The 25,041-nt window shown below is 71.6% G+C and carries 25 protein-coding genes and 1 pseudogene; 11 read left to right on the forward strand and 15 right to left on the reverse strand.

Features of this window, described 5'->3' with window-relative positions; translation table 11 throughout:
- Positions 1 to 123: 123 nt before the first annotated feature.
- Together ACQPY0_RS09590 and lepB are read left to right on the forward strand one after the other, a co-directional pair.
- Positions 124 to 639 carry a SigE family RNA polymerase sigma factor gene (locus ACQPY0_RS09590; protein WP_432987014.1) on the forward strand — a complete coding sequence of 172 codons (516 nt, stop codon included), beginning with the start codon at positions 124 to 126 and terminating at the stop codon, positions 637 to 639.
- Positions 636 to 1,388 (forward strand): signal peptidase I, encoded by a 753-nt coding sequence (gene lepB, locus ACQPY0_RS09595; protein WP_432987015.1) that lies wholly within the window; start codon positions 636 to 638, stop codon positions 1,386 to 1,388. Before ACQPY0_RS09590 ends, lepB begins: the two co-directional genes overlap by 4 nt.
- A 173-nt stretch (positions 1,389 to 1,561) precedes the next feature.
- Here the strand turns inward: lepB and ACQPY0_RS09600 are convergent, their stop codons facing one another.
- Positions 1,562 to 1,690 (reverse strand): hypothetical protein, encoded by a 129-nt coding sequence (locus tag ACQPY0_RS09600; RefSeq protein WP_432987016.1) that lies wholly within the window; start codon positions 1,688 to 1,690, stop codon positions 1,562 to 1,564.
- A 101-nt stretch (positions 1,691 to 1,791) separates the two neighbouring features.
- Here ACQPY0_RS09600 and ACQPY0_RS09605 point away from each other — a divergent pair, with 101 nt between their 5' ends.
- From ACQPY0_RS09605 to ACQPY0_RS09620, 4 genes are all read left to right on the forward strand, one after another.
- Positions 1,792 to 2,502, forward strand: a complete 711-nt coding sequence (locus ACQPY0_RS09605) for a histidine phosphatase family protein (protein WP_432987018.1) — start codon at positions 1,792 to 1,794, stop codon at positions 2,500 to 2,502.
- Between the two features lie 56 nt (positions 2,503 to 2,558).
- Entirely contained in the window at positions 2,559 to 3,032 is a 474-nt protein-coding gene (locus ACQPY0_RS09610) for an HIT family protein (RefSeq protein WP_432987020.1), read from the forward strand.
- Between the two features lie 290 nt (positions 3,033 to 3,322).
- Positions 3,323 to 4,135: a sulfurtransferase gene (locus tag ACQPY0_RS09615; protein ID WP_432987022.1), complete on the forward strand. Its 813-nt coding sequence runs from the start codon at positions 3,323 to 3,325 to the stop codon at positions 4,133 to 4,135.
- Positions 4,136 to 4,176: 41 nt separating this feature from the next.
- A complete protein-coding gene (locus ACQPY0_RS09620) occupies positions 4,177 to 5,307 on the forward strand; it encodes an acetoin utilization protein AcuC (RefSeq protein WP_432995129.1) in 1,131 nt (376 codons plus the stop codon).
- 114 nt (positions 5,308 to 5,421) lie between these two features.
- On the opposite strand, the gene ACQPY0_RS09625 is transcribed toward ACQPY0_RS09620, so the two are convergent.
- Complete coding sequence (locus tag ACQPY0_RS09625; protein WP_432987023.1) at positions 5,422 to 5,691, reverse strand: DivIVA domain-containing protein; 270 nt, start codon at positions 5,689 to 5,691, stop codon at positions 5,422 to 5,424.
- Positions 5,692 to 5,730: 39 nt separating this feature from the next.
- Here ACQPY0_RS09625 and ACQPY0_RS09630 point away from each other — a divergent pair, with 39 nt between their 5' ends.
- Positions 5,731 to 8,343, forward strand: a complete 2,613-nt coding sequence (locus tag ACQPY0_RS09630) for a GNAT family N-acetyltransferase (RefSeq protein ID WP_432987024.1) — start codon at positions 5,731 to 5,733, stop codon at positions 8,341 to 8,343.
- 47 nt (positions 8,344 to 8,390) lie between these two features.
- Here ACQPY0_RS09630 and ACQPY0_RS09635 read toward each other — a convergent pair whose 3' ends face one another.
- The 9 genes from ACQPY0_RS09635 to ACQPY0_RS09675 form a co-directional block, all read right to left on the reverse strand.
- Entirely contained in the window at positions 8,391 to 9,071 is a 681-nt protein-coding gene (locus tag ACQPY0_RS09635) for a hypothetical protein (RefSeq protein WP_432987026.1), read from the reverse strand.
- A 1,762-nt stretch (positions 9,072 to 10,833) separates the two neighbouring features.
- Positions 10,834 to 11,301, reverse strand: a complete 468-nt coding sequence (locus ACQPY0_RS09640; protein WP_432987028.1) for a hypothetical protein — start codon at positions 11,299 to 11,301, stop codon at positions 10,834 to 10,836.
- A gap of 449 nt (positions 11,302 to 11,750) precedes the next feature.
- Complete coding sequence (gene sigB, locus ACQPY0_RS09645) at positions 11,751 to 12,710, reverse strand: RNA polymerase sigma factor SigB (protein ID WP_432995131.1); 960 nt, start codon at positions 12,708 to 12,710, stop codon at positions 11,751 to 11,753.
- A 161-nt stretch (positions 12,711 to 12,871) separates the two neighbouring features.
- Complete coding sequence (gene dtd, locus ACQPY0_RS09650; RefSeq protein ID WP_432987030.1) at positions 12,872 to 13,294, reverse strand: D-aminoacyl-tRNA deacylase; 423 nt, start codon at positions 13,292 to 13,294, stop codon at positions 12,872 to 12,874.
- Positions 13,282 to 14,748 carry a DUF7059 domain-containing protein gene (locus ACQPY0_RS09655; RefSeq protein WP_432987032.1) on the reverse strand — a complete coding sequence of 489 codons (1,467 nt, stop codon included), beginning with the start codon at positions 14,746 to 14,748 and terminating at the stop codon, positions 13,282 to 13,284. Before ACQPY0_RS09655 ends, dtd begins: the two co-directional genes overlap by 13 nt.
- Before the next feature lie 17 nt (positions 14,749 to 14,765).
- Positions 14,766 to 15,107 (reverse strand): hypothetical protein, encoded by a 342-nt coding sequence (locus ACQPY0_RS09660; RefSeq protein ID WP_432987033.1) that lies wholly within the window; start codon positions 15,105 to 15,107, stop codon positions 14,766 to 14,768.
- Positions 15,108 to 15,146: 39 nt separating this feature from the next.
- Positions 15,147 to 15,581 carry a hypothetical protein gene (locus tag ACQPY0_RS09665; RefSeq protein WP_432987035.1) on the reverse strand — a complete coding sequence of 145 codons (435 nt, stop codon included), beginning with the start codon at positions 15,579 to 15,581 and terminating at the stop codon, positions 15,147 to 15,149.
- Between the two features lie 27 nt (positions 15,582 to 15,608).
- Positions 15,609 to 16,070, reverse strand: coding sequence for a hypothetical protein (locus tag ACQPY0_RS09670; protein WP_432987037.1), 462 nt, complete (start codon positions 16,068 to 16,070; stop codon positions 15,609 to 15,611).
- A gap of 44 nt (positions 16,071 to 16,114) precedes the next feature.
- Complete coding sequence (locus ACQPY0_RS09675) at positions 16,115 to 16,582, reverse strand: heme-degrading domain-containing protein (protein ID WP_432987039.1); 468 nt, start codon at positions 16,580 to 16,582, stop codon at positions 16,115 to 16,117.
- Between the two features lie 76 nt (positions 16,583 to 16,658).
- Between ACQPY0_RS09675 and ACQPY0_RS09680 the strand changes: the two genes are divergently transcribed.
- The gene (locus tag ACQPY0_RS09680) at positions 16,659 to 17,087 is read left to right on the forward strand and encodes an SRPBCC domain-containing protein (protein WP_432987041.1); all 429 of its coding nucleotides are present in this window, start codon (positions 16,659 to 16,661) and stop codon (positions 17,085 to 17,087) included.
- 160 nt (positions 17,088 to 17,247) lie between these two features.
- On the opposite strand, the gene ACQPY0_RS09685 is transcribed toward ACQPY0_RS09680, so the two are convergent.
- Both ACQPY0_RS09685 and ACQPY0_RS09690 read right to left on the reverse strand, forming a co-directional pair.
- A complete protein-coding gene (locus ACQPY0_RS09685) occupies positions 17,248 to 19,002 on the reverse strand; it encodes a glycosyltransferase 87 family protein (RefSeq protein ID WP_432987043.1) in 1,755 nt (584 codons plus the stop codon).
- Between the two features lie 31 nt (positions 19,003 to 19,033).
- Complete coding sequence (locus tag ACQPY0_RS09690) at positions 19,034 to 19,495, reverse strand: toxin-antitoxin system HicB family antitoxin (protein WP_432987045.1); 462 nt, start codon at positions 19,493 to 19,495, stop codon at positions 19,034 to 19,036.
- A gap of 70 nt (positions 19,496 to 19,565) precedes the next feature.
- Between ACQPY0_RS09690 and ACQPY0_RS09695 the strand changes: the two genes are divergently transcribed.
- From ACQPY0_RS09695 to ACQPY0_RS09705, 3 genes are read left to right on the forward strand one after another with little or no spacing between them, the layout of a single operon-like run.
- The gene (locus tag ACQPY0_RS09695) at positions 19,566 to 20,615 is read left to right on the forward strand and encodes a thiamine pyrophosphate-dependent dehydrogenase E1 component subunit alpha (protein WP_432987047.1); all 1,050 of its coding nucleotides are present in this window, start codon (positions 19,566 to 19,568) and stop codon (positions 20,613 to 20,615) included.
- 31 nt (positions 20,616 to 20,646) lie between these two features.
- A complete protein-coding gene (locus ACQPY0_RS09700; RefSeq protein WP_432987049.1) occupies positions 20,647 to 21,582 on the forward strand; it encodes an ATP-binding cassette domain-containing protein in 936 nt (311 codons plus the stop codon).
- A complete protein-coding gene (locus ACQPY0_RS09705) occupies positions 21,579 to 22,331 on the forward strand; it encodes an ABC transporter permease (protein WP_432987051.1) in 753 nt (250 codons plus the stop codon). The genes ACQPY0_RS09700 and ACQPY0_RS09705 overlap by 4 nt, the downstream gene beginning before the upstream one ends.
- Here ACQPY0_RS09705 and ACQPY0_RS09710 read toward each other — a convergent pair.
- Together ACQPY0_RS09710 and ACQPY0_RS09715 are read right to left on the reverse strand one after the other, a co-directional pair.
- Positions 22,306 to 23,447, reverse strand: a pseudogene (locus ACQPY0_RS09710) (type II toxin-antitoxin system HipA family toxin). The gene ACQPY0_RS09705 and the pseudogene ACQPY0_RS09710 overlap by 26 nt on opposite strands.
- Positions 23,448 to 24,995, reverse strand: a complete 1,548-nt coding sequence (locus tag ACQPY0_RS09715) for a DUF262 domain-containing protein (protein WP_432987053.1) — start codon at positions 24,993 to 24,995, stop codon at positions 23,448 to 23,450.
- Positions 24,996 to 25,041 lie beyond the last annotated feature (46 nt).

The following is a 25,041-nucleotide window of genomic DNA, read 5'->3' on the forward strand; positions in this document are numbered from 1 at the left end:
GCAGGTCGAGGAGCGAACCTCCGGCACGGCACGACGATGGGGCAGGACCCCGCCAGTACGCGTATGTCATCGACGGGTGTTTACGGATGCAACGCCTTCGGAACAGGTCTCGTTTTGGTGGGTGTGACCCCCTCAGAGGAGCAGGACTTCACGGAGTTCGTGCATGCCCATGCAGACCGGCTGCTACGGCTTGCGCGGTTGCTCGTGCCGGACGCCGCCGAGGCCGAGGATCTCCTGCAGACCGCCCTGATGCGGCTGACCAGGCACTGGTCGAGGCAGCTGGATTCCCCCGAAGCGTACGTCCGAGCCACACTTGTGAATCTCGCGAAGGACCGGGGCCGGCGCAGCCACCTCATCCCTGTCCCCGTGCAGGCCGACTCGGATTTGCCGACCGCCGGGCCCGATCACGCTGAGGCGATTGCGGCGCGGGCGCACCTTGACCAGCTCCTGGCCGTCCTCCCGCCGCGGCAGCGGGTCACGGTCGTGCTGCGTGTTGTCGATGGGCTGAGCGAAGCCGAGACGGCCGTCATCATGCAGTGCTCGCCAGGAACCGTCAAAAGCAACCTCGCGCGCGGACTGGACAAGGTCCGTACCGCCCTGGAATCTTCCCTTGCCTGCACAGAGGAGACGGCGCAATGAACACGATTCAGCCCTCGCTGCACGGGCCGGCCGAGGAACTGCGCAGGCTCGCGACGGCGGCCGCGCCGACGGTACACGCCCGCCCCGACCTGGCCCGGGTGGTCCTCGACCGCGCCCGCCGTCAGCGACGCGCACGGCGCCTGGGCAAGGTCGCGGCCGGCGCCGGCGGTGGTCTCGTGATGGTGACCACGCTGGCAGCGGCGACCCTGCTCGGCCGCAGCGACTACGTCACCGTCACCCAGCCGAGCGCCGCCATGGAGCCCACCGTGCACGTGGGGGAACGCGTCGTACTCAACAAGAAATTGGCACCCACGCGCGGCGACGTCGTCATCGTGCGCCTCGCCCGTAACGGTGACACGTACGACGCCATGCTGCGGGTCGTCGGCCTCCCCGGCGACACGATCGGGTGCCCTGCCGGTCCGACCGGGAAATGTGACGCAGTCGAGCTCAACGGAACACGCGTGCCCGAGTCATACCTCGGTGCGACAGTCACCGAGCCGTTCCCCGCCAACACGGTGCCGGATCACATGATCTTCCTCCTCGGCGACAATCGTGCTGTTGCGAACGACTCCCGGTTCATCGGCCCAGTCGGGCTCACCGACCTGACCGGCGTGGCGGTGCAGATCGAGGATCGCACCGGGAAGGTCCGGGGCGTTCCGGGCGCCCCGGCTCACCCCGGCCCCGGCGGCCGGGACGATGTTGATCCCGCCGGACAGGTCCCACCGGCAGGGGTTTCAACGCCGCGATAAGGTTCCGGTCCTCGTCCTGCGCTGTGTGATCGCTTCGGGCCGCCCCCGAGCAGGGGGAGCTGGTCGCGCGACCCGGACGTCACGGTGGCCGACGTCGACGCCGCAGCCGCCGTGGCCCGCGTCGGCGTGCACGAGGACCAGGCGGCCGCTGCCGAGCACCGGGCGTGTCACCGTCAGGCCCGCGAGGCCGAGGCAGCCTCGATCGGCACGGACGACGTCGAGCCGAGCACCGCGGAGGGACGCGCCGTGCGGACGGCCGCGCACGGGTACCCGACCAGCATGGGGTCGCCGGTCGGGTCCATCCCGTCACCTGCCCGGCATGGCGCAGCCCAGGTGACGGGATGGACCCTCAGCCCCGCCGTGTTGAAGGGGGGGTGGACACGAACGACGAAAGGAGGACCAGATGGGGGGTCTTGTGGCGGCGCTGACCGTGATCCGTCATGGGCAGAGCACGGCGAACGTCGCGTTCGCCGCGGCGGAAGCCGCCGGCTTGCTCAAGTCCGGGGTGGCCGGCCGCGATGCCGAGGTGGAGCTGTCGGCGTTGGGTCGCGCCCAGGCCGAGGCACTGGGTCGGTGGCTGGCCGGGCTGCCGGTGCAGCGCCGCCCCGAACATGTGCTCTGCTCGCCGTATCTGCGGGCACGGCAGACCTGGCGGATCGCCGTCGAGGCCGCTGCCGGACTCGATGCGAGGGTGCCCGAGGAGGTCCTCGACCATCGTCTCGGTGATCGGTTGATGGGGCAGTTGGAGCTGCTGACCACGGCCGCGATCGCCGCCCGGTTTCCCGCCGAGGCGGCTCGACGGCGGATGGACGGCGAGTTCGGGTACCGTCCGCCAGGTGGCGAATCCTTCGGTGACATCGCTGTCCGGCTCTCGGCGCTGCTGCGGGACGTCAACGATCTGTATGCCGGGAGGCGGGTGACCCTCGTCGCCCATGACGCCGTGGTGCTGATGATGCGCTACGTCGTGGAGGAGTTGAGCTTTCGGGAACTGGCCGCGATCATGCAGGCCGGGACGGTGGCGAACGGGTCGATCACCGAGTTCGACGGCTCCTCCGGCCGGCTACGGCTCACGAAGTACAACGTGGCCGACCACCTCAGGGACCACCAAAATTGATCATTGAGCTTCAACGTGGTCATGTCCGTACACGGACGGCGGGAGAAGGTGGGCGCGTGGACTGGCGGGCGGATCGGCTTCGATCGGCCGAACGGGGTGAGAACCCAACGGTGATCGCTCGGATGCGCACCGGCTGGGCAGTTATCGGAGACAGTCAGTACCTTCCGGGCTATTGTCTGCTGCTCCATGGCGGGGACGCCAAAGGGCTCACCGATCTGCCCCTGCCGGAGCAGATGCTGTTCCTGCGGGACATGGCCCTGCTCGGCCAGGCCGTCCAAGGCGCCTGCTCCAAGCTGGACACGGAGTTCTGGCGGATCAATTACGCGATCCTCGGCAACACCTGGGAGCACCTGCACGCGCACGTCCAGGCCCGCTATCGCTGGGAGCCTGAGCAGTACCGGACTGGCCCCGTATGGAACTACGGCTCCGTCCGCAACGCCGGCGAACACCGGCTCGGCCCTCGCCACGACGTTTTGCGCGCCACCATCACACAGGACCTCCGCCGACTCATGTCCGAGGCATGCGACTGACCACGTCTTCGCAGCCGCAGACGCTCTCACGCGGCGTGGGATGCCGGTAAGAACGGCCAGCAAGCGTGCCGGCCGTGCCGATTCGATGGAATCCCGTCGGCCCGGCTGGTGGTCCGGCAACTGTGCCAGCACGTCCGGCGGGGCCGGCTCGATCGGCAGCGAAGTTCGTCCACGTGGCCCTGCGCGGCCAACAGATCGTCCGTCCGGCGGGCGGCGGCGGGCCCGCCGCGCGGGCTGACTACGCCTCCCGGCACGCGACGGCACGCGCCGCGTGCGACAAGATTGGGGGCGTGACAACCAATCGCGCGATCCTCGACGTCGCCGCCCTCGCTGAGCTGGTGCGGTCCGCCCAGCCGCTGACCATGCTCGATGTGCGCTGGAGCCTCGCGAAGGACGGGCGGGCCGCGTACTCGCTCGGGCATCTGCCCGGTGCGGTCTTCGCCGATCTCGACGAGGACCTCTGCGGGCCGCCGGGTGACGGTGGGCGCCATCCGCTGCCCGATCCCGCCGCGCTGGAGGCCACGCTGCGCCGGCTCGGGGTCCGGGCCGGGCACCCGGTGGTGGTGTACGACGCGGGCGGTGCCGGGCCGACCGGGGCCGCGGCGCGGGCCTGGTGGACGCTGCGCTGGGCGGGTGTGCCGGACGTGCGGGTGCTCGACGGTGGCTTCGCGGCGTGGGTCGCGGCGGGGCTTTCCGTGACCACGGATCCGGTCGAGCCGGATGAAGGGGACATTACGGTCATACCCGGCGGGATGCCGGTCTGGACTGAGCGCGACGCGAGCGATCCCGCGAACACCCTGCTGGACGCGCGCGTCGGGGCCCGGTACCGCGGGGAGACCGAGCCGGTCGACCGGGTCGCCGGGCACATCCCGGGCGCGCGGAACCTGCCCGCCGCCGAGACGGTCGACGAGCGCGGTCTGCTCAAGCCGATCGACGTCCAGGGTGACCGGGTCGGCGCCTACTGCGGCTCCGGCGTCACCGCGGCACAGCTGGTGCTGGCGCTGCACGAGCAGGGTGTGCCGGCCGCGCTCTACGTGGGATCGTGGAGCCACTGGATCACCGACCCGGGCCGGCCGGTGGCGACGGGGGAGGAGCCCGCGTGAACACGTTGGTCGTGTGGGACGAGCGGCTCCTGCAGTACGACATGGGAGACCATCCCCTCGACCCCGTCCGCGTCGAGCTGACCATGGACCTGGCCCGGCGCCTCGGCGTGCTGGACCGGCCCGGCGTCCGGCTGGAGCGGGCCGCGGCCGCGACCGACGAGATGCTGAGCACCGTGCACGATCCCGACTACATCGCGGTGGTGAAGGCGGCCTCGACCGGCCGGCGGCTGAGCACCATGGGCCTCGGGACCACCGACAACCCCACGTTCGCCGGCATGCACGAGGCCAGCGCGCTGATCGCGGGCGCGACCCGCCGTGCGGCGGAGGCGGTCTGGCTGGGCGAGGCCGACCGGGCGGTCAGCCCCTCCGGCGGCCTGCATCACGCCATGCCCGGCCGGGCGTCGGGCTTCTGCGTCTACAACGACCCGGCCGTCGCCATCAAGCGCGTGCTGGAGCTCGGGGCGGAGCGGGTCGCGTACGTCGACATCGACGTCCACCACGGCGACGGCGTCCAGTCCGTCTTCTACGACGACCCCCGCGTCCTGACCGTCAGCCTCCACGAGTCGCCGCGGACGCTGTTCCCCGGCACCGGCTTCCCCGACGAGACCGGCGGCCCCGAGGCGCCCGGCTCCGCCGTCAACGTGGCCCTGCCGCCGGGCACCGGCGACGCCGGCTGGCTGCGCGCCTTCCACGCCGTCGTCCCCGGCGTCCTGCGCGCCTTCCGCCCGCAGCTGCTGTTCACGCAGTGCGGCGCCGACACGTACCGGCACGACCCGCTGGCGAACCTGTGGCTCACCGTCGACGGGCAGCGGGCCGCGTACCTCGCCCTGCGCGATCTCGCCGCCGAGGTCGCGGGCGGGAAGTGGGTCGCCAGCGGGGGCGGCGGGTACGCGCTCGTCGAATGCGTCCCGCGGGCCTGGACACACCTGCTCGCCGTGATGACCGGCGAGGCCCTCGACCCGGCGCTGGCGCTGCCGGCCGAGTGGCGCGATCTGGCCGCCGCCCGCCGCCCGGATCACCCGCTGCCCTCGACGATGACGGACGGCGGCAGCCCGGACTACGCGCCGTGGGTGCCGGGCGAGTCGCCGGATGCCGTGGACCGCACGATCATGGCGACCCGGCGGGCGGTCTTTCCCTTCTTCGGACTCGACCCGCACGATCCTCGCGACTGATCGGCGCCTCCGTGCGGGTCTTGGCCACGCGGACCTGGCAGAGAGGCCGGCCACGGCCGAACGGTGTCTGGCGGGAGCGGCGGTCCGCAGGTGACGCGGACCCGAGTCATAGCCCTAATGACGGACCGCGGCCTCCAGGCGGGTCAGGCGGCGCTTGATGCGGTCCAGCTCGGCGAGCATCTCGGTCTCGGCCGCCGCCGACGTGCCGTAGGACGCGTCCGGCGACGCGCTCGCCCGCAGGGTGGCGATCTCGTCGTGCAGGGCGATCAGCGTCTGGGTGACCACGTCGAGGAACTGGTCGACCTCGTCCTCGTCGTAGCCGCGCTTGCCGAACGGCGCCTTGGCGAACCGCAGGGCCTGCACATCCGCCGGGGTCAGCATCATGCGAGACACGGTAACCCAAGCGAGTGGGAAACTAGGTGGGTGAACGACGTTTCGGGCCGAGCCGCGGACGTGCTGCTCTCGGACGGGACCACCGTCCACTTGCGACCCATCCGGCCCGACGACGCGGACCGGATCGTCGCGCTGCACTCGCGGTTCTCGGAGCGGACGCGCTATCTGCGGTACTTCTCCGCCTACCCCCGGATCCCGCAGCGCGACCTGGACCGGTTCGTCAACGTCGACCACCACGACCGCGAGGCGTTCGTCGTCGAGCACGCCGGTGAGCTGATCGCCGTCGGTCGCTACGAACGGCTCGGCCACGGCTCCCACCAGGCCGAGGTCGCCTTCGTCGTCGAGGACGCCCACCAGGGCCGGGGCATCGGCTCGGTGCTGATCGAGCACCTGGTGGCCGCGGCGAGCACCGAGGGCATCACCGAGTTCGAGGCCGACGTGCTGCCCGTCAACCAGGCGATGCTGCGCGTGTTCATGGCCGCCGGCTTCCACATCGAGCGCCAGTTCGCCGACGGCGTCGTGCACCTGTGGTTCCCGATCGCCGCCACCCCCGACTCCATGCGCGTGCAGCGCGACCGCGAGCAGCGCACCGAGGCCCGCTCGATCGGCCGGCTGCTCAACCCGCGCGGCGTCGCCGTCTACGGCGCCCGCTCGGGCGGCACGGGGGTCGGCGCCGTCCTGCTGTCGCACCTCAAAGCCGCCGGCTTCGCCGGAGACCTGGTTCCGGTCCACCCGAGCGCTGCGGTGGTCGGCGGGTTGCCCGCCGTGACATCCCTCAGCAGTACCGCACGCGCCATCGACCTCGCCGTCGTCGCCGTCCCCGCCGAGGCGGTCCCGAGCGTGGTGGCCGACTGCGCCGCCGCGGGCGTGCACGGCCTGGTCGTCGTCTCGGCCGGCTTCGCGGAGGCCGGCCCGGCCGGCGCCGGGGCGCAGGCGGCACTCCTGCGGGCCGTGCGGGACCAGGGCATGCGCCTCGTCGGGCCGAACTGCCTCGGGGTGGCGAACACCGATCCCGGCGTACGACTCAATGCGACCCTGGCCCCGCTCCTGCCGCGCGCCGGCCGGGTCGGCTTCTTCAGCCAGTCCGCGGCGCTCGGCACGGCCCTGCTGGCCGAGGCCGACCGGCGCGGGCTGGGGCTGTCGACGTTCGTCTCGGCCGGCAACCGGGCCGACGTCTCCGGCAACGACGCGCTGCAGTACTGGCGCGAGGACCCCCACACCGACGCCGTCCTGCTCTACCTGGAGACCTTCGGCAACCCGCGCAAGTTCGCCCGCATCGCCCGCGAGCTGGCCCGCCGCAAGCCGGTCGCCGCGGTCGCGAGCCCCGTGCGGCCCCCGGCCCTGGACGCGGTCACGGTCGGCCCCGACGCGCGGGGCGTCGCCGCGCTCTTCGCCAGCTCCGGCGTCATCCGCGTCGACACGGTGGCCGAGCTGTTCGACGTCGGCCTGCTGATCGCGGACCGGCCGCTGCCGACCGGCGACCGGATCGCGGTGGTCACCAACGCCGCCGCCCTGGGCGTGCTCACGGTCGCCAAGGCGCCCGCGGCGGGCCTGCGCATCGCCGAGGGGTACCCGCGCGACCTCGGCCCCGCCGTGACGGAGGTCGACTTCGTCCGGGCCGTCCACGCCGCCCTCGACGACGAGCGGGTCGACGCCGTCGTGGCCGCGTACGCGCCCGCCCTGGCCGAGGGCGACCAGCTCGGCGTCGCCGAACTGCTGCGCACCTCCACCGCCGACGCGCCCCGCCCCCTCGCCGTGGTGATGCCGGCCGACCCGTCGTTCACGGTCGCCCCCGCCTACAGCGACGAGGACCCGCCGGCGCTGCCGATGTTCCCGGCCATCGAGGAGGCCGTCCGGGCGCTCGGCCGCGTCGCCCGCTACGCCGCGTGGCGCCGCGAACCCGTCGGCGCCCGGCCCGCCCTGCCCGGGGTCGACACGGTGCTCGGCACCCAGATCGCGACCCGGCTCGCGGAGGCGGGGGCCGGGGACCGCGGCGAGGCGGACGAGCTGCTGGCCGCCTACGGCATTGCGGTCGTACCGAGCCGGTGGGCCTGCGGCGACCGGGTGCTCGACGTCGCCGCGGCGGTCGGCCTGCCGGTGGCGCTGAAGGTGGCGACGAAGCCGTGGCGGCACCGGATCGACCTCGGGGCCGTACGGTTGAACCTGACCACGCCGCAGGCGGTCGCCGAGGCCTACCAGGAGCTCGAGCGCCTCTTCGGCCTCGGCGTCGAGGTGGTGGTCCAGCCGATGGTCGCGCCGGGCGTGGCCTGCGTGGTCGAGGTCGTCGACGACCCGTCGTTCGGCCCGGTCGTAGGCTTCGGCCTGGGCGGCGAGGCGGCCGACCTCCTGGGCGACCGCGCCTGGCGCCCGGTCCCGCTGACCGACCGCGACGCGGCCGCACTGGTACGAGCGCCCCGGGCGGCGCCGCTGCTGACCGGATACCGGGGCGCCGACCCCGTCGACCTCGACGCCCTGGCCGACCTGTTGCTGCGGGTCGGCCGCCTGGTGGACGAGCAGCCGTCGCTGTCCTCGCTGACACTGAATCCGGTGCTGGCCCGCCCGTCGGGGCTGGCGGTGCTGCACGCGACCGCCGAGTTCGCGCCCCACCAGCCCCGCCCCGACAGCGGGCCGCGGCGGCTCTGACCGAGGTTTCCCGGCGCGCGCTCTTGGCTCAGTGCCGCTCCCGGTCATCAGGGCGGGCCGGTCGTGGCGGGTTCTGGCCCTGAGATGCCCTGCGCTGCTGACTGAGCCCGTTGCATCGTGGGGTTGTCGCGGGTCATCCCGTGATTCGACAGGACTGCTGATGCTGCATTGCTGCAGGCCAACCGCTTGATCACCGAGGTGGCCGGCCTGGAACCGGACTCCCGGTCGAGAAGATCACAATCCGAACACAAACGATCGACACCGACCACGACGCGATGGGTTCGACCAAGACCGACCTCGAACCAGAGGCCTTGCCATGTCTTCATACCGGCCCACGCCCCGACCGGCCGCTGGCTGACGTTCGCCGCCGCCGCCGCGGTCTCGGCCGCCACTCGCGACTGGCTCGCCAACAAGATCACCGTACGGCAATGGAAGATGGTTCGGGGCTGGAGCATTTTGATGCGGTTGACCTGGCCTTCGACGGCTCCGGAGTTCCAGGGCAGGGTGAGTCCGGCGGTGACGGCGGCCAGGTCGCGTCGCAGGCCGGGCAGGGTGTCGTCGGCGAGGACCGTGTTGATCCATTGGGGCAGTCGGTTGCCTGCAAGGTTGGTCATCATGTCGGCGAAGGTGCGCACGTGTTCGGTCAGGTTCTTCAGGATCGGGCCGCGGCCGGTGGTCGCGGTGAGTTTGGCCTGTTCGTCGGTGGTGAGGTTGGCTGGTTTGGTCATGATCCACGAGGTGACGTGGCGTAGCTTGGGTGGAGCGGGGGTGGCTGGCGGCGCGGGCTTGGCGGCGCGGAATGGTTGGATGTATCGACGGACCGTTTTGATGCTGCCGCGGAAGCCGCGTTGGCGGATCTCTGCTCTCTGCGTGGAGGATCGTGGCGTCGGTGCAGCCGTCGTTGAACCGCTGGTCGAGGTAGGGCTTGAAGGTGTCGATCAGGGTGTCGCGGCGGGTGTGGACGAGAAGGTCGTCGACACAGGCGGCGGTGGCGAAGCGTCGCACGGTGTGCGGGCCCAGGCAGCGTTCGATGAGGCCCGCCACGCCGGGGCATCGGCGTTGTCGAGCCGTCTTCGTCGTCGCCTTCGGTCCGGCTTTCCTGCATCAAGCACCAAGACGCCGGGGCGAAGTACCGGAGTGATCCGGCGTCATGATTGGGTGCCACTGTATTCGGCATGTTTGTGGCCGATGACCCAGCTTCCGTCACGTTGGGTAGCAAGCCTAAAGGCGGCATGTGCGTGCACCATTTGACATTTCCGCCGGCCGTGCGGGGCAGCGGGTCCGGCTGGATTCTGGGAAAATGAATCCATGGGGCAGCTACAATTGTTTAGCAAGTCTGAATTGGCTGCCATGCGTGACCGGACCAGGTCGCGTCGTTATTCCGCGGCGAATGAGGAGTTCCGCCGGGAACATGCCCGGCATCGCGCGTGGGGCCTCGCCCAACGACACGCCGAGAAACTCCGCCGAATACGCGCGAGCACCCCGCCGGCAAGCGTGGCTGCCGACGGCCGGGAAGGCTCAGTGAACCAACCGGCCCCGGCCCCGGCCCCGGCCCCGGCCCCGGCCCCGGCCCCGGCCCCGGCCCCGGCCCCGGCCCCGGCCCCGGCGCCGCGTACGGCCCCGGCATGGCCCAGCCACAACCCCGGCACCGCGCACGGCCACGGCCACGGCACGGCCGCCAGCCACGACCACGACCTCGGCGCGGACGCCGGCCAAGGCCCCAGCCAGGACCTCGGCGCCGCCGGCCAAGGACAGGGCTTCGGCACGCCACCGGCCGAACCACCGCAGCCGGCCGAAGCACCACCAGCGGCCGAAGCGCCCGCGCAGCCCGGGCAACCCCGCGATCGATATCGGCCCGGACGACCACACCGCGGTGCCGCACCCGACGCATGGCGCCGATCAACCCGGCTCCGCCTCGCAGCACCGGCCCGCACCCACTGCATCAGCGTCATCCCGTCGGCGCGGTGCGGGCACGCCCGCGAGAATCCGCGCTGGCCCGCTGCCACGGCACCGCGAAGCAATACCGGCGAGCATCAGCGCCGGCCAGCACATGAGAGCTGTTCCCGGGAAATGTCACGCACGAAATTCGTCCAGCCCTATCCCAACGGACCACCGGCCAGAATTCCGAGCGCCTCAAGAACGGCGACGACGCATGAGGCACGCGCGTCGACCGCTTCCTTCACATTTGAAGCTGCACCGGCGCAAGAAGCTGCAGCAGCGAGCTCAATTCATCCTGACGTTTATCCTGGCCGGGTCCTGGTTTGACAGCGAGACTTGATCGACTCTTGCACTGCTCAGGTGTTTGATCATCCTGATATGGCTCGCGGAAGTGTGGTGGTCGCACGCCGCGAACGGCTGGTGGACGGTCAGGGCGGCCTTGATCATGCGGGTGCAGCGGTTGGGGCGGCAGCGCAGCTCGGTTGCCGGGACGCGGAACCACTTCAGCTGGGCGTTGCCGCGTTCGCCGAGGCGGCGTAGGGCGGTGTGGAGTCAGTTGGCCGCCTGCTGGGCCAGGGTCAGTTGTCCGCCACGGGGGCGGCGGAACCCGGTGGCGACGCCGTCGAGGCCGGGGTAGCCCAGAACGCCGAGCGGCCCGAGCGCGTTGGAAGGTGGTGGTGGCGGGCGGCGGTGATGTCGTTGGCCTTGCCGGGTAGGGCGGCCGAGGCCCACAGCAGCCGGCCGTCGGGGGTCTGCACGTTCACCCCTGTGCCGCTTGTGCTTGCCCGAGTAGCGGCGTTGGCGGCGGGCGAGCGCGACGGTGGGGGCGTTGACGCCGTCGATGAGTAGGTACTCCCAGCCGGCCTTGCGGGCCGGGCGGGCCGCCTCGGACAGGCGGATGGCGCGGCCGGCGAGCAGGTCGATGCCTTCGTTGATGATGCGTCGGCAGGTGGCAGTGCTGGTCGCGTTGGCGACGGCGAGCTCGGCATGGGTCAGGTTGGTGCGCAGGAATGCCGGCACGAGGGTGGCCTGGGTGGTGGGGTCAAGCGTGTGTCACCGGGAGCGGATCTTCCATCGCCGTACGGTGATCTTGTTGGCGGGTGGCGGCCGAGACTGCGACGGCGGCGGTGAACGTCAGCCAGCGGCCGCCCGGGGCGTTGGCCGGTGTCGTGGGCCGGTATGAAGACATGGCGAGGCCTCAGGTTCCAGGCCGGCCAACTCGGTGATCAAGCGGTTGGCCTGCAGCAATGCAGCATCAGCAGTCCTGTCGAATCACGGGATGACCTGCGACAACCCCACGATGCAACGGGCTCACTCGGTGCCGTTCACGGCTATCAGATTTTTCGCCTGACAGGGTATAAATCCGACATGTCGTGGCGCGGAGCGCCCGACATGTCGCGCCCGCCCGTAACCCGGCATACGGAAAGGGCCGCCCGAAGCGGGGCGGCCCTTTCCGTGGTTTGGGCAGGTCAGGAGGCGTAGGCCTCGAGGCGCTTGGCCCGGGACGGGTGGCGGAGCTTCAGCAGGGTCACCTTCTCGATCTGGCGGATGCGCTCGCGGGACAGGCCGAACTCGCGGCCCACCTCGTCCAGGGTGCGCTGGCGGCCGTCGTCGAGGCCGAAGCGGAGGCGGATGACCGCCTGCTCGCGCTGGGACAGGGTGGAGAGCACGATCTCGACCTCGGAGCGCAGCATGCCCTGCGAGACGCTGTCGCCCGGCTCCTCGCGCGGGTCGATGCGGGCCACGAAGTCGCCCAGGGCGCTCTCGCCGTCCTCGCCGACGGCCTGGTCGAGGCTGACCGGCTCGCGGTCGTAGGAGATCAGCTCGATGACCTGGTACTCCTCGACGCCCAGGGCCGCGGCGATCTCGGCGACCACCGGCTCGCGGCCCAGGCTCGCCGACAGGTCGCGGCGGACGCGGACCATGCGGTTGACCTGCTCGACCATGTGGACCGGGATGCGGATGGTGCGGGCCTGGTCGGCCATGGCGCGGGTGATGGCCTGGCGGATCCACCAGGTGGCGTACGTCGAGAACTTGTAACCCTTGGTGTAGTCGAACTTCTCGACGGCGCGGATGAGGCCGAGGTTGCCCTCCTGGATGAGGTCCAGGAACGCCATGCCGCGACCCGTGTACCGCTTGGCGATGCTCACCACCAGGCGCAGGTTGGCCTCGAGCAGGTGGGCCTTGGCGGCGCGCCCCTCGCGGACCACGATCTCGTACGTCTTCATCCACGCCGGGTGCACCATCCCGCTGGCGAGCTTCTCCTCGGCGTACAAGCCGGCCTCGATCTTCTTCGAGAGCTCGACCTCCTGCTCCGCCGTCAGGAGCTTGGTGCGGCCGATCGTGTTGAGGTACGCGCGAACCAGATCCGCTGAGACGCCCGTGTTGTCGAGCGCGTGCTCCTGCTCGTGCTGTTCGTCCGCCTCGATGTCGGCGGCGTTGAACTCCGTGGTGTCGCTCAGCGGCTGGGCCACTTCTATCGCCTCCCGTGGTTTGACAAGTGGCGCGATCATTCCTGCGAGAAGTAGCTTCGCCCAGCGGGCGTGAAGTGGCGGTGAGGCGGCGCAGCCGTGGCACGAAACCGTGAGTCTCAGACCTCCAGCAACACGGTCCGCGGTCCGACGTTCACGCTTTCGACGAGCATGTGGGTGCGAAATCGCCCGGTTTCCACGGTTGCGCCCCGGTTTCGCAGGGCGGCGCAGAACGCCTCGATGAGTGGCTCGGCGGCCTCGGGGCGGGCCGCGGCGGCCCAGGTGGGGCGGCGGCCCTTGCGCGCGTCGCCGTACAAGGTGAACTGTGAGACAACGAGGAGTGGCGCGCCGGTGTCGGCCGCCGATTGCTCGTCGTCGAGGATGCGTAGCTCGTACACCTTCCGGGCCAGCGTTTCGGAAATTTCGGAAGTGTCAGAATGAGTCACGCCGACGAGCACCAGCAGCCCGTCGGCGATCGAGCCGACCACCGAGCCGTCGACGGTGACGCTCGCCCGGCTCACCGTCTGGACTAGGGCGCGCACGGCAGCAGGATCCCCCGCTCGACCAGGTGCGAGACCAGCGGAACGGCCACTTCGGCGAGGACCTCGGGCGGCACCCCGTGCGCTGCCGCGAGGAGATCGACCTGATCCTGCAGGGTCACGGTCCCGTCGCAGGCGCCCACGAGCGACAGGGCGACCGGGTCCACCTCCTCCACCCAGCGCAGGCCGTCCGGCAGCACCAGCAGCTGCTGGCCGACCTCCCAGCCCTCGGGTCCGAGCCCGGCGTCCTGGCGCAGGCGCAGGCCGGGCGCGGCGACCAGGCGGCTGTGCAGCAGGTCCGCGTGGCGCAGGAAGTCCTGGCGGGCGAACCAGTCGCCGATCCGGGGGCCGAGGTCGCCGCCGACGCTGTGGCGCAGGTCCTCGATGCGGACCGTCGGGTCGTCGTGGCCGGCGGCGCGCAGCGTGATGAGGCCGAACCCGACCGCGTTGACGTTCTGCGCGTCGAACCAGTCGAGCCAGGCCGCGGCCAGGGCCGGCTGGCGCGCGGGGTCCTCGGAGGCGTCGGCGAGCCACAGGTTGACGTACGCGAGCGGATCCGAGACCTCGCGCTGGATGACCCAGGCGTCCAGCCCGGTGCCGGCGAGCCAGTCGTTGACCCGCTCGTGCCAGTCCTCGCCGGCGACGTGCAGCCAGTTGGCCAGGAACTGCATGTGCCCGCCGTCGGCGAGCAGGCCCGGCGCGGCGGCGACGAGCTCGGCGCAGACGGCGTCGCCGGGGCGGCCGGAGTCGCGGTACGTGTGGGCGGTGGTGCCGGGGCCGGCGACGAACGGCGGGTTGCTCACCACCAGGTCGAAGCGGCGGCCGGCGACCGGGCTGGTGAGGTCGCCCTGCAGCAGCTCCCAGTCCAGGCCGTTGAGCGCGGCCGTGGTGGCGGCGAAGCGCAGGGCCCGGGGCAGGACGTCCGTGGCGGTGACGCGCGCCGCGTGGGTGGACAGGTGCAGCGCCTGTACCCCGCAGCCGGTGCCGAGATCGAGGGCGGTGCCGACGGGGTGGCGCAGGGTCGCGGCGGCGAGGGTGCTCGAGGCGCCGCCGATGCCCAGGACGTGGTCGCCGGGCAGCGGGCGGCCGGGGCGCATGCCGGCGGAGAGGTCGGCCACGACCCACCAGTCGCCGTAGGGCTCCAGTTCGAGCCCGGCGCGTACACCTTCCGGGTCTGCTTCCAGCAGTGCCGCCGCGGACTCCAGCGGCAGCGGCGCGAGGGCCGCGGCGACGCGCTCGAGCGGCTCGGTCTGGCCGCAGATGAACAGGCGGATCAGCGTCGCGAGCCGGTCGCCCTGGTTCTCGGTGATCCGCAGCGCGGCTCGGAAGTCGTTGCGCGCGCAGGCGGCGGCCGCTTCCTCGCCGAGGTGGCGTTTGATGCCTTCCGAGGTGTACTGCGCGGTGCCGAGCGCCTCGCGAAGCTGCGCCAGGGCGGTGGTGGTGAGCAGTGCGTCCACCCTGCCATCCTGGTACGTCAGCGTTGATCGATGCCTATGCAGGCCACCACCCGGGACGCGTCCTCGGTCAGGAACAGCTGGAAGTGGGTCGGCGGGTTCTCGATCTTCGCCTCGCCGACGCGCAGCGGGCGGTCGCCGGAGGTCTGCAGCTGCTCGATCGCCTCGGCCCCGCCCAGCATCGGGTTGCCGATCTTCGCCATGTGCTGCGCGCGGCGGGAGTAGCTGCGCGCGAGCTGGTCGGCGGGTAGCAGGTGGTCCCAGACTACGTATTCGGCCCCGGCACGGATCGCGGCTCGGCACGCCTCGAACGCCGCTCCCGGCTCCCCGGCGAGGAGCCGGAGCAGTGCTTCACGCTCCATGAGCAATATGACCATAAAGCAGGGATTTCCACCAGATTTCTAGCCGCAGTTCTTGAGCTCTTTTCGGATCTCGGCGGGCGCCTTGTCGCAGGCGTTCTTCGGTCCACCGGCGAGCGCGACCCACATCTTCCGGGTGGCGTCGTAGTTGAACAGGACCGTCGCGCGGTCGCCCTCGGTGCGGGCGGTGGCGTAATCCTTCGCGCAGCTGACGTCGGTGAGGCCCGTGCCGAGCTGGACGGCGGCGGCGAGCTGCTCGTTGCCGGCGAGCGCCTTTTCGAGGGTGGCCGCGTCGACCGGGCAGCCGGCCTGCGGGCTCGCGCCGGGCTTCAGCGGCGCCGGGCCGGTCTGGGGGAGCAGGGAGGTCTGGTCGGGAGTGGGCCGGGCCGGGGTCTGGCTGTTGCTGGCTGACCCGCCGGAGCAGGCCGCAAGGGTGGCGGCCGCTCCGGCGAAGACAGCGAGGAGTGTGTATCTCACTCCGGCAATTTACGACACTCGATCAGGTTAGTTCTGGCAACCCTTGAGGTGTGTCGCGATGTCCGCCGGAACGTTCTCCCGGCAGACCCCGTCGGTGCCGCCGATGACGGCGGCCCAGGTCTTCTTGGCGGTGTCGTACTTGAACAGCACGACGGCCGCGTCCAGGTTCGTCGGCTGCGTGACGGCGGTGGCCCAGCCCTCGTAGCAGCTGATGTCCTTGAACCCCTTGCCCAGTACGAGCGCCGAGGCGACCTCGGCGTTGGCCTGGAAGGCCTTTTGCAGGGCCGCCGCGGTGACGGGGCAGCCGGAGCCGGCCCCGCTCGCCTTGCTCGAGGGTGCCGCGCTGGGCGCGGCGCTGCTCGGCGCGGCCGCCTCGCTTGTCGGCGCGACGGCCGGGTTCGAGGCTGGGGCGCTGGACTCGGCGGTCTCGTCGTCGGAGCAGCCGGCCAGTACGAGCAGGAGGGTCGCCAATAAGGCTCGCTTCTTCACATGCGGGATGGTGGGGTCTATCCGCCCGTCCGCGCATGTCGGAATCACGACACGGCGGCGAGGAAACGCCCGAGCACCTCGACCACCAGCGCGTGATCATCGGCCTGCGGCAGTCCTGACACCGTTACGACACCGACGACGCCCACATTGCGGACGCGGATCGGGAAGGCGCCGCCGTGCGTGGCGTACTCGGCCGGGTCGACGCCGTATCCCGCGTCGAACTGTTTGCCGCGGGCGGCCAGGCGCCGGCCCACGAGGTACGACGAGGCGTGCAGCCGCTCGACCACCCTGATCTTGCGCTCGATCCACCGGTCGTTGTCCGGCGCGGTGCCCGGCCGCGCCGCGTGGAACAGCTGCTGGCCGTCGCGGCGGATGTCGATCGTGATGCCGAGCGAGCGCTCCTTGGCCGTCTCGACCAGCAGGCACCCGAGCGCCCAGGCGTCGTCGTTGTCGAACCGGTCGAACACCAGCCGGGACTCCTGCTCTTCCAGCTCCCTGATCAACTCGTCCACTGTCCTCGCGCTCCTCGTCGTCTGGCCCAAGCCGCTCTCAAGTCGCCGGCAAGTCCGGCCCGGAGGATTCTGCAGCATGAGAACGCGGACCTTCACGCTGTACATCGCCGCCACGCCCGAGCAGGTGTGGCGGGCCCTCACCGAGCCCGCGCAGACCCGGTGCTACTACCTGGGCCTGGCCGTCGAGTCCACCTGGGAGCCGGGCGCGCCGATCCTGTTCCGCACCATGCAGGGTCCGGTCCCGGACGCCCTGTACGGCGAGATCATCCACGCCAGCCCCGGCTGTCAGCTGATACACAATCTGCTGACCGGAACCGGCCCCGAACCCGAGGCGCACTGCTGGCTGACCTGGGATCTGACGCCGGTCGAGCCGGCACTGACCCGGGTCGCCCTGACCTGCGACGACCTGGACGTACGCCCGGACGTCGAGCGCGACGAGGTATGGTCGCGGATCGTCAGCGGCCTGAAGACGGTGCTGGAAACGGGCGCTCCGCTGGCGCGTTAACGGCGGTGCTCGCGCTGCGTGAGGCTGATTCACGCTGGGTGAGGAGGAAAACGTGAATTTCCCTCACTGATGTAGGGTGTTTTTGAGCAGCGCGCACCCGGTCGGCCGGTGGTCGGGTCACGTCACGGCTCACGGTTCGCTCTCTACGAATTCGGTTCGCTCACGACGAATCCGGTTCACTCACGACGAATTCGGTGAACGTCGCCAGCACCGATCCGTCCGCCGCCACGGCCTCGAGGCGCCCGTGGGCCAGGCTGGCGCTGCGGAACGAGAAGGTCCGCACGCCGGCCTGCGTCTCCGCCCCGAGCCGCGCCATGTCCGGCCCCGTCGCGACGATCGGCGTGAGCAGCGGAATCGAGCGGGCGACCCCGCCGGGCGCCGAGGAGTACCGCAGCTGCGCCACCACGTCCCCGACAACCCCGTTGACCCGCGTCTTGGTCCTCTCCCGCCGCACCTGGAAGTCGATCGCGGCGCCGGCCGGGCCTGCGGGCGAGGCGGCGTAGTAGAAGTAGCGGGGGTTGGCGAGGTCGGCGGCGGTGTACGCCTTGAACGTCGGGTCCGCCCCGGCCGGCAGCGGCGTCAGGGCCAGCACCACGAGCCCGACCGCCACGGCGACCACCGGCCGCAGCCAGACCCTGCGCCGCCCGGCGCTCCTCGCGGTTGCGGCGCTCCTCGCGGTTGCGGCGCTCCTCGCGGTTGCGGCGCGTTGCCGCCCGGGGGCTGTGGCCGTCGCGGTCGTGCGTGCGTGTGCCGCGGTCGCTGCGGTTGCCACGGCGCCGCCGAAGCCGGCGAGGCAGACCGCGACGATGCCCAGGGAGCGGGCGTTCTCCAGGACGAACTGCCAGCCGGGGTACGGTGAGAGCCCCCGCAGCACCACGCCCAGCGACAGCGTCATGACGACCAGCAGCGCGGCGCCGGCCGCGCGGCGCCAGGCGCCCTCGGCGGCGACCAGCAGCATCGCGGCGAGCACCGTCCACACCTGGTGGTGGGTCCACGACACCGGCGAGGCGGCGACGGTCGCGCATCCGACGAGCACCGCGGCGCGGACCCGCTCGCCGTCGGCGCCAGAGGCCCGGGCCGACTCCAGGGAAGAGGCTCGCAGCTCCAGGGTCCGGGCGCGCCACAGCGCCGCGGCGCAGATCGCGGCGATCAGCGCCGCCCAGATCAGCGGCAGGGCCTCGGGGGGCAGGCCCGCCCGCATCAGCATGCCCTGCACCGACTGGTTGCCCAGCGACGCCAGGTCGCCGATGCGCGACGTCTGCAGCATCGTGCCCGTCCAGTACCGCAGGCTGTCGCCGGGCAGGAGGGCCGCCCCCAGCAGGGCGCACGCGGCGAAGGCGGCCGCCGCCCGAGCCGCGTCGCGGTAGCGCTTCGAGGCGAGGAAGTACACCACGAACAGCAGCGGGGTCAGCTTGATCGCGGCGGCGAGGCCGACGAGCAGCCCGCGGTACCGCCGCGGGGTCAGGCCCATCGCGTCCACCAGCGCGAGCAGGACGATGAAGATGCTGACCTGGCCGAAGCGCAGGTTGCTCTGCACGGGCGCGGAGACGAGCAGGCCGCAGGCGATGGCCGCCACGGCGAGGCGGGACGCGGACAGGCCCCGGCCGACCGCCACGGCCAGGGCGACTACGGCCGCGCAGGTCAGCGCCGGCCAGGCCACGCCGACGGCGGCCTCGGGCAGCAGGGCGAGGGGGCGCAGGAGCAGGACGGCGAACGGCGGATACGTGAACGGGCCGCCGTTGTCGGCCACGTAGTCGTACAGCGGCCGGCCCTCGTTCACCGCCCGCGCGGCGCCGTAGTAGATGTGCAGGTCGGACAGGCGCTGGCCGGCGGGGCGCAGCCAGGCCAGGGCGGCTGAGACCACCGCCACGATCCCGAACACCGACCAGGCTCCGACCACCCTGCGCTGCAGCATCGGCCCAGGGTAGGAGGGCCGTGCCAGGAGATCAGCCGACCCAGCCGACGAACGAGCGGTCCGAGCGAGGCGGCCGGTGGGCCGGGACGCCGGCGACGACGGCGCTCAGCGCACGGGTCATCCAGGCGTTGACCGACAGCCCCTCGCGCGCGGCGGCCTCCTCGATGCGCTGCTTGAGCTGCTCGGGCGGGCGGAAGTTGATCCGGCCGACGGGGCCCTCCGGGGCGGATTCGGCCTCCGGCAGCGCGGCGGGCGGCGCGTCGGGGGCGGTGACGACGAAGTACGGGTTGCGCTCGCGGACGCGGACCTCGACGGAGCCCGGGGCCAGGTCGCGGGTGATCTCGTCGGCGGCGTCCGACAGCACGTCGAGCATGGCCAGCCGGGTCGCCGAGGCCACCGCGGCGGCGAGGCGCTCGGCCAGCGCGGCCTCTTGCGGGCCGGCCGCGGCGAGCAGCTCGGCGCGCAGGCCGTCGACGTACCGGGTGAGGTCCATGTGGCAAGTATGGCAAATTCGCGTACGCCGCCCCCACCATCGATCGCCCCCGAAGCGCGAAGATGGGGGCATGATCCAGCTGCTGGCGCCGGATGGAACGCTGCGAACGGACGATGAGGCACCGATCGAGGTCACCCCGCAACTGTGCCGGAGCCTGCTGCGGGACATGGTCCTGGCGCGCCGGTTCGACGAGGAGGCGCTCGCGCTGCAGCGGCAGGGTGAGCTCGGGCTGTGGCTCATGTCGCTGGGGCAGGAGGCGGCCCAGGTCGGCTCGGTGCGGGCGGTGCGCCCCGGCGACTACGTGTTCCCCAGCTACCGTGAGCACGCCGCCGCGCGGTGCCGGGGGCTGGGCGCGGCCGAGCTGCTCGCGCAGTGGCGCGGGGTCACGCACGGGGGCTGGGACCCGGCGCGGTACCGCTTCCACATCTACAGCCTGGTGCTGGGCGCGCAGGCGCTGCACGCGACGGGATACGCGCTCGGCGTACGGCTGGACGGCTCCGACGAGGTGGTGCTCGCGTACTTCGGCGACGGCGCCAGCAGCCAGGGCGATGTCAACGAGGCCCTGAACTGGGCGGCGGTGGCCGGCGCGCCGGTCGTGTTCTTCTGCCAGAACAATCAGTGGGCGATCTCCACCCGCACGAGCCGGCAGATGGCGGCCCCGCTGCATCGGCGCGCGGTGGGCTTCGGCCTGGAGTCGTACCTCGTCGACGGCAACGACGTGCTGGCCGTGCACGCGGTCACGGCCCGGGCCGCCGAGTCGGTGCGCCGCGGCGGGCCGCCGGTGCTGATCGAGGCGATGACGTACCGCATGGCCGGCCACAGCACCTCCGACGACCCGCGCCGGTACCGCTCCGACGCCGAGGTCGAGGCGTGGCGCCATCGTGACCCCATCGCGCGCCTCGAGCGGCTCATGGCGGAGCGCGGCTGGGCCGACGAGGGGTTCCGCGCCGCCCTCGCCGCCGAGTCCGACCAGGTCGCGGCCGAGACGCGGGCCGCCTGCACGGGCCTGGCAGACCCGGCACCGGCCGGGATCTTCGCGTCCGTGTTCAGCGAGGAGACGGAGCCGGTACGCGACCAGCGCGAGCGGCACCTGGAGTACTTGGCGCCATTCGTCGCTTGAATGGCGCCACGGATGGTGCCATAGTGATGCCATGACTGACTCGGGCATCACGGTCTCCGGGCTGCGCAAGTCGTACCGCGACAAGATCGTCCTCGACGGCATCGACCTGGACGTGCCGGCCGGCGCGATCTTCGCGCTGCTCGGCCCCAACGGCGCCGGCAAGACCACGATGGTGCACATCCTGGCCACGCTCGTGCCGGCCGACGGCGGCACCGCCACGGTCGCCGGGCACGACATCACCGCGCAGGCCGCCGCGGTCCGCGCCGCGATCGGCGTCACCGGCCAGTTCTCCGCCGTCGACAACCTGCTCACCGCAGAGGAGAACCTGCTGCTCATGGCCGACCTGCACCACCTGGGCCGGCGCACCGGTCGCCGAGTCGCCGCCGAACTGCTCGAACGCTTCGACCTCACCGACGCCGCGCGGCGCACCCCGGCCACGTACTCCGGCGGCATGAAACGCCGCCTGGACCTCGCCATGACCCTGGTCGGCGCCCCGCGGGTGATCTTCCTCGACGAGCCCACGACGGGCCTCGACCCGCGCAGCCGCCGCGCGGTGTGGCAGACCGTGCGCGAGCTTGCGGCCGGTGGCGTCACGATCTTCCTCACGACGCAGTACCTCGACGAGGCCGACGAACTCGCCGGCCGCGTCGCCGTGCTCGACCACGGCCACATCGTCGCCGAGGGCACTCCCGCCGAGCTCAAGCGCCGCGTCCCCGGCGCGCACGTCCGCCTGGGCTTCGCCGGCGCCGAGGCGCTCGCGGCCGCCCGCTCCGCCCTGCCCGCCGCGACCCCGGACGAGGAGAACCTGGCGCTGCGGGTTCCGGGCGACGGTACGGTCGCGGACCTGCGCCACCTGCTCGACCGCCTCGAAACCGCCGGCGTCGAGCCCGAGACCCTCAGCGTGCACACCCCCGACCTGGACGACGTGTTCTTCGCCCTGACCCATGTGGCGGAGGTCGCGGCATGAGCGACGCCCTGACCATGCTGCGCCGCGACCTGCTGCACAACCGGCGCAACCCGTCGACGATGTTCGGCGCCCTGATCGCCCCGATCATGATGCTGCTCATGTTCGTGTACTTCTTCGGCGGCGCCACCCGGCTCGGCACGTCGGCGTACCTGGACTACGTCGTCCCCGGCGTCCTGGTGCTCAGCATCGGCTACAGCGTCGGCCAGACCGCCCTGGCGGTGGCGACCGACATGAACGAGGGCATCATCAACCGGTTCCGCACCATGGGCATCTCCCGCGCCGCGGTCCTGACCGGCCGCGTCCTCGGCACGGTCCTGCGCACCCTGCTGTGCGTGGCGATCATCCTCGCCGTCACGGTCCTCATGGGCTTCCGCCCCCACGCGACCCCGCTCGGCTGGCTGACGGTCGCGGGAACCGTCGCCCTGGCCACGTTCGCGACGGCCTGGCTGACCACGGCGCTGGGCCTGTCCGCGCGCACCATCGTGGCCGCGAGCTACGCGTCCCTCCCGGTGACCCTCCTACCGATCCTGAGCAGCGCCTTCTCACCGACCGCCAGCATGCCGGACGGGTTGCGGGCATTCACGGAGCACCAGCCGTACACCCCAATCATCGAGACGCTGCGCGGCGCCCTGACCGGCGGCCCGCTCGACGAGCACCTCCTGCCAGCCGTCGCATGGTGCGCGGGGATGGCGGTGATCGGCTACCTGTGGTCCCGGGCGCGCTTCACCCGCCCGCCGACCCCGCGCTGATCGGCAGCGACCGCAGCCGCTGCGCGTAGTGCCCCGCGAGCGCCTCGAACCGCCCGCGCGCCTCGTCCAGCAGCTCACCGCCCCAGGCGGCCCGCATTCCCTCGACAGTCTCGCCGACGATGCGGGCCGTCACCGCGGGGTCCTCCCCGATCCGCTCCGCCATCCGCCGGAAGTCGTCCAGCACGACCTGGGACGGCGCGACCTTCTCGCCGTTCATGCTCAGTGCCAGCGGCTCGTAGCGGTACCGGCTGTAGATCGTCAGCGAGTGAAAGTCGTACACAGGCGCGAGCCGCGGCGTCCGGCCGTCGGCATAGCGCAACGCCCAGTTCTTGAGGTGGGCGTCGGTGTTCCCGGTGACGATCATCGCGGTCAGCCGCCGGATGAAGTCGCGTACTTGAACGCCGGCTCCAGGTCGGCGATCTGTGCGAAGTCCTCAACGTGGACGCGCCCCGCAGGCGTCCGGTCGAACCGCTCGATGATGTACAGCCGTTCGTCCGGATCGGCCAGGCCCTCGGGGATGCCCGCGATGGTCTTCGCCGGCACGAGGTCGACGGCCGGAACGTTGAATCCGGTAGCGGCCAGCCAGCGCATGGTCAGGTATTCGTTGGCGGGCAGGTCGCGGAACGTCCGATCGGGGAGCTTGACGATCCACCAGCTGCCGGCCCCGCTCACCCGCGAGGTCAGCCGATCGCTGGCGACGGAGAACTTCAGCTGTACTCCGGCGAGCGAATGACGCAGCGGATAGTCGGGCACGTCATGGGGCGTGTCCGGGGCGACATCGTCGTCCGGTACGTCGTCCCCGTGGACGGTGACCGCGCCGGGGAGGTCGGCTCCCAGCTTTACGAGCGGGGTGTAATCGCCGACGTTGCCACCGCCGAGCTCGCGGATGATCTGCTTACGCAGGGCGCCCTCGGGCAACAGGTTGGCGAACCAGGCCGGGACCCCGGCGATTGGGCGGCGTACGGCTCCCGGGTCGTCCTCAAAGATCTGCCCGAGCGTGCGGTGGTTGGGCGAGTCGAGATCGTCCTCGTATGTGAATTCGGCGCGGCCCTTCACGAAGCGTAGAAGTCCGACGCGGCGCCCGTGCAGGCGGACCTCAGCTCCCGGTGTCCGCATTCAGCCCGTCCTGAGCAGATCAGCGATCGACCTACCGTCGCGCGCGCCCCACTCCGCCATGCGGTCCACGTGTCGCTGCAGCCCGACAGCGGTCGCTTCGGCGCGCCGGGCGAGGAAATCGCTCGTAGCCCCTCTGGCCAGCAGGTGTTGTGCCTCCTCGTCGACGAGGTGGCTCTCCGCCACCTCCAGGGATGCCGTGGCCAGAGCCTGGCGCAGCGCTGGGCCGGGAGCGGCGATGATCCGATTGGCGATCGTGCCGGTCAACGGCAGGTCGCTGTCGTCGAAGATCGGCCGTAGCGGGCTGCTGTGATCCAGCAGACGGGCGATGTCGACCGGGCTGCCATTCGAGGGATCCCGCGGCCCGGCCGACCAGAGGCCCAGAATATTGATCTTGGACGTCGTCTGGCCGAGATGCACCTTGTTGAGGTCGGCGACGAAGCGGACGTCCGGCGGGACCTGCTGCAGCAGGGCGCTCGCGGCCGCCACCGGGTCGGGCTTCTCCACCGTCCGAGTGTGACCCCGCACGCGGGCGCCAGCCACAGCGCTGCGCCAGATCCACCGGCGCAGCAGCGTGGCGGCTCGTCCTTCCGGCGCGCCGTGCAGCTTGACGAACCGGACGAGCAGCGGCACGACGCCAGGCTGCGGCAGCAGCTTCACGTGCGGGATCTCGGCCGTGTCCCGCAGGAACGCGATGACGTCCCGCAGGATCGCGGCTATCGCGCCGAACGTCTCCTCACGATCCTGGTCTGATTCGAAGGCCCCGGTGAAGCCGGAGCGGACGACGTCGCCGCCCTGGTAGGCATCCAGGCACCGCATCACCAGCTGGTCGTCCAGCGCGCCGAAGCCGAGTTCGGCCGGCCCGCGGCCGATCGCCTCCAGGGTAAGCGGGGCATCACCGTCGGCCAGAGTGTGCAGCGCCTGGAATACCTCGGCCTTCGTGAGCTGTCTTCCAGCGGTGTTGATCCGGGTGTAGATGTCCAGCAGCGACCTCTCCTCGTCCGAGACCACCATGTAGACGGGGATCTCGTAGTCCCGGATCGCGAGTCCCGCACGGTCCGCCAGGTCGAGCTGTGCTTCCGAGAGCCAGGTTTGGTTTGCCTTCATCCAGCTCAGCAGCGTCCTGTCGTGGAGCAGGAAGCTGACGGGGACCCAGGTGCCCGGCGGTTGCTGCCGAATGCCCGCGGTGGAGAACTCGCCGGAGTCCAGATCCAGGTGGACCCGAAAGCGCAGGTCGGTGGCGGTGTCGGCGGCGCTCAGGGCCCCGACGAGCGACGTGATGCGCTGCTGGCCGTCCACGACCCACCACGCGGAGTCCGACTGCGGAGCATCGATGGTCAGCGGTCCGAGATGAAGAGTCTGAGCGGGCGCGGGGCGCCGCCAGAACAGGAGATTGCCGATCGGATAACCGCGCAGGACGCTGTCGAACAGCTTGACGACGTCGTCCGCATCCCACTTGAACCCACGCTGGAACTGAGGGATCCGCACCGCACCGCGCCGGACTTCGTGGACCAGGTCTCCCAGGGTGCGCAGCTCGATCCGGGGTCGCATTGGCGTCGCCACGTCACCTCCAGCCTCGTGTGTCCCAAGCGTAGTC

This window comes from Dactylosporangium sp. CA-233914 (assembly GCF_050942935.1).
GTDB lineage: Bacteria > Actinomycetota > Actinomycetes > Mycobacteriales > Micromonosporaceae > Dactylosporangium.

What these genes read in the sequence shown, in the direction of transcription:
- lepB (WP_432987015.1), top strand. Translation starts at nt 636, where the DNA reads ATGAACACGATTCAGCCCTCGCTGCACGGGCCGGCCGAGGAACTGCGC.
- ACQPY0_RS09600 (WP_432987016.1), bottom strand. Translation starts at nt 1,690, where the DNA reads ATGGACCCGACCGGCGACCCCATGCTGGTCGGGTACCCGTGCGCGGCC.
- ACQPY0_RS09605 (WP_432987018.1), top strand. Translation starts at nt 1,792, where the DNA reads ATGGGGGGTCTTGTGGCGGCGCTGACCGTGATCCGTCATGGGCAGAGC.
- ACQPY0_RS09620 (WP_432995129.1), top strand. Translation starts at nt 4,177, where the DNA reads ATGGGAGACCATCCCCTCGACCCCGTCCGCGTCGAGCTGACCATGGAC.
- ACQPY0_RS09625 (WP_432987023.1), bottom strand. Translation starts at nt 5,691, where the DNA reads ATGATGCTGACCCCGGCGGATGTGCAGGCCCTGCGGTTCGCCAAGGCG.
- ACQPY0_RS09635 (WP_432987026.1), bottom strand. Translation starts at nt 9,071, where the DNA reads ATGACCAAACCAGCCAACCTCACCACCGACGAACAGGCCAAACTCACC.
- ACQPY0_RS09660 (WP_432987033.1), bottom strand. Translation starts at nt 15,107, where the DNA reads ATGGAGCGTGAAGCACTGCTCCGGCTCCTCGCCGGGGAGCCGGGAGCG.
- ACQPY0_RS09680 (WP_432987041.1), top strand. Translation starts at nt 16,659, where the DNA reads ATGAGAACGCGGACCTTCACGCTGTACATCGCCGCCACGCCCGAGCAG.
- ACQPY0_RS09685 (WP_432987043.1), bottom strand. Translation starts at nt 19,002, where the DNA reads ATGCTGCAGCGCAGGGTGGTCGGAGCCTGGTCGGTGTTCGGGATCGTG.
- ACQPY0_RS09690 (WP_432987045.1), bottom strand. Translation starts at nt 19,495, where the DNA reads ATGGACCTCACCCGGTACGTCGACGGCCTGCGCGCCGAGCTGCTCGCC.
- ACQPY0_RS09695 (WP_432987047.1), top strand. Translation starts at nt 19,566, where the DNA reads ATGATCCAGCTGCTGGCGCCGGATGGAACGCTGCGAACGGACGATGAG.
- ACQPY0_RS09700 (WP_432987049.1), top strand. Translation starts at nt 20,647, where the DNA reads ATGACTGACTCGGGCATCACGGTCTCCGGGCTGCGCAAGTCGTACCGC.
- ACQPY0_RS09705 (WP_432987051.1), top strand. Translation starts at nt 21,579, where the DNA reads ATGAGCGACGCCCTGACCATGCTGCGCCGCGACCTGCTGCACAACCGG.
- ACQPY0_RS09715 (WP_432987053.1), bottom strand. Translation starts at nt 24,995, where the DNA reads ATGCGACCCCGGATCGAGCTGCGCACCCTGGGAGACCTGGTCCACGAA.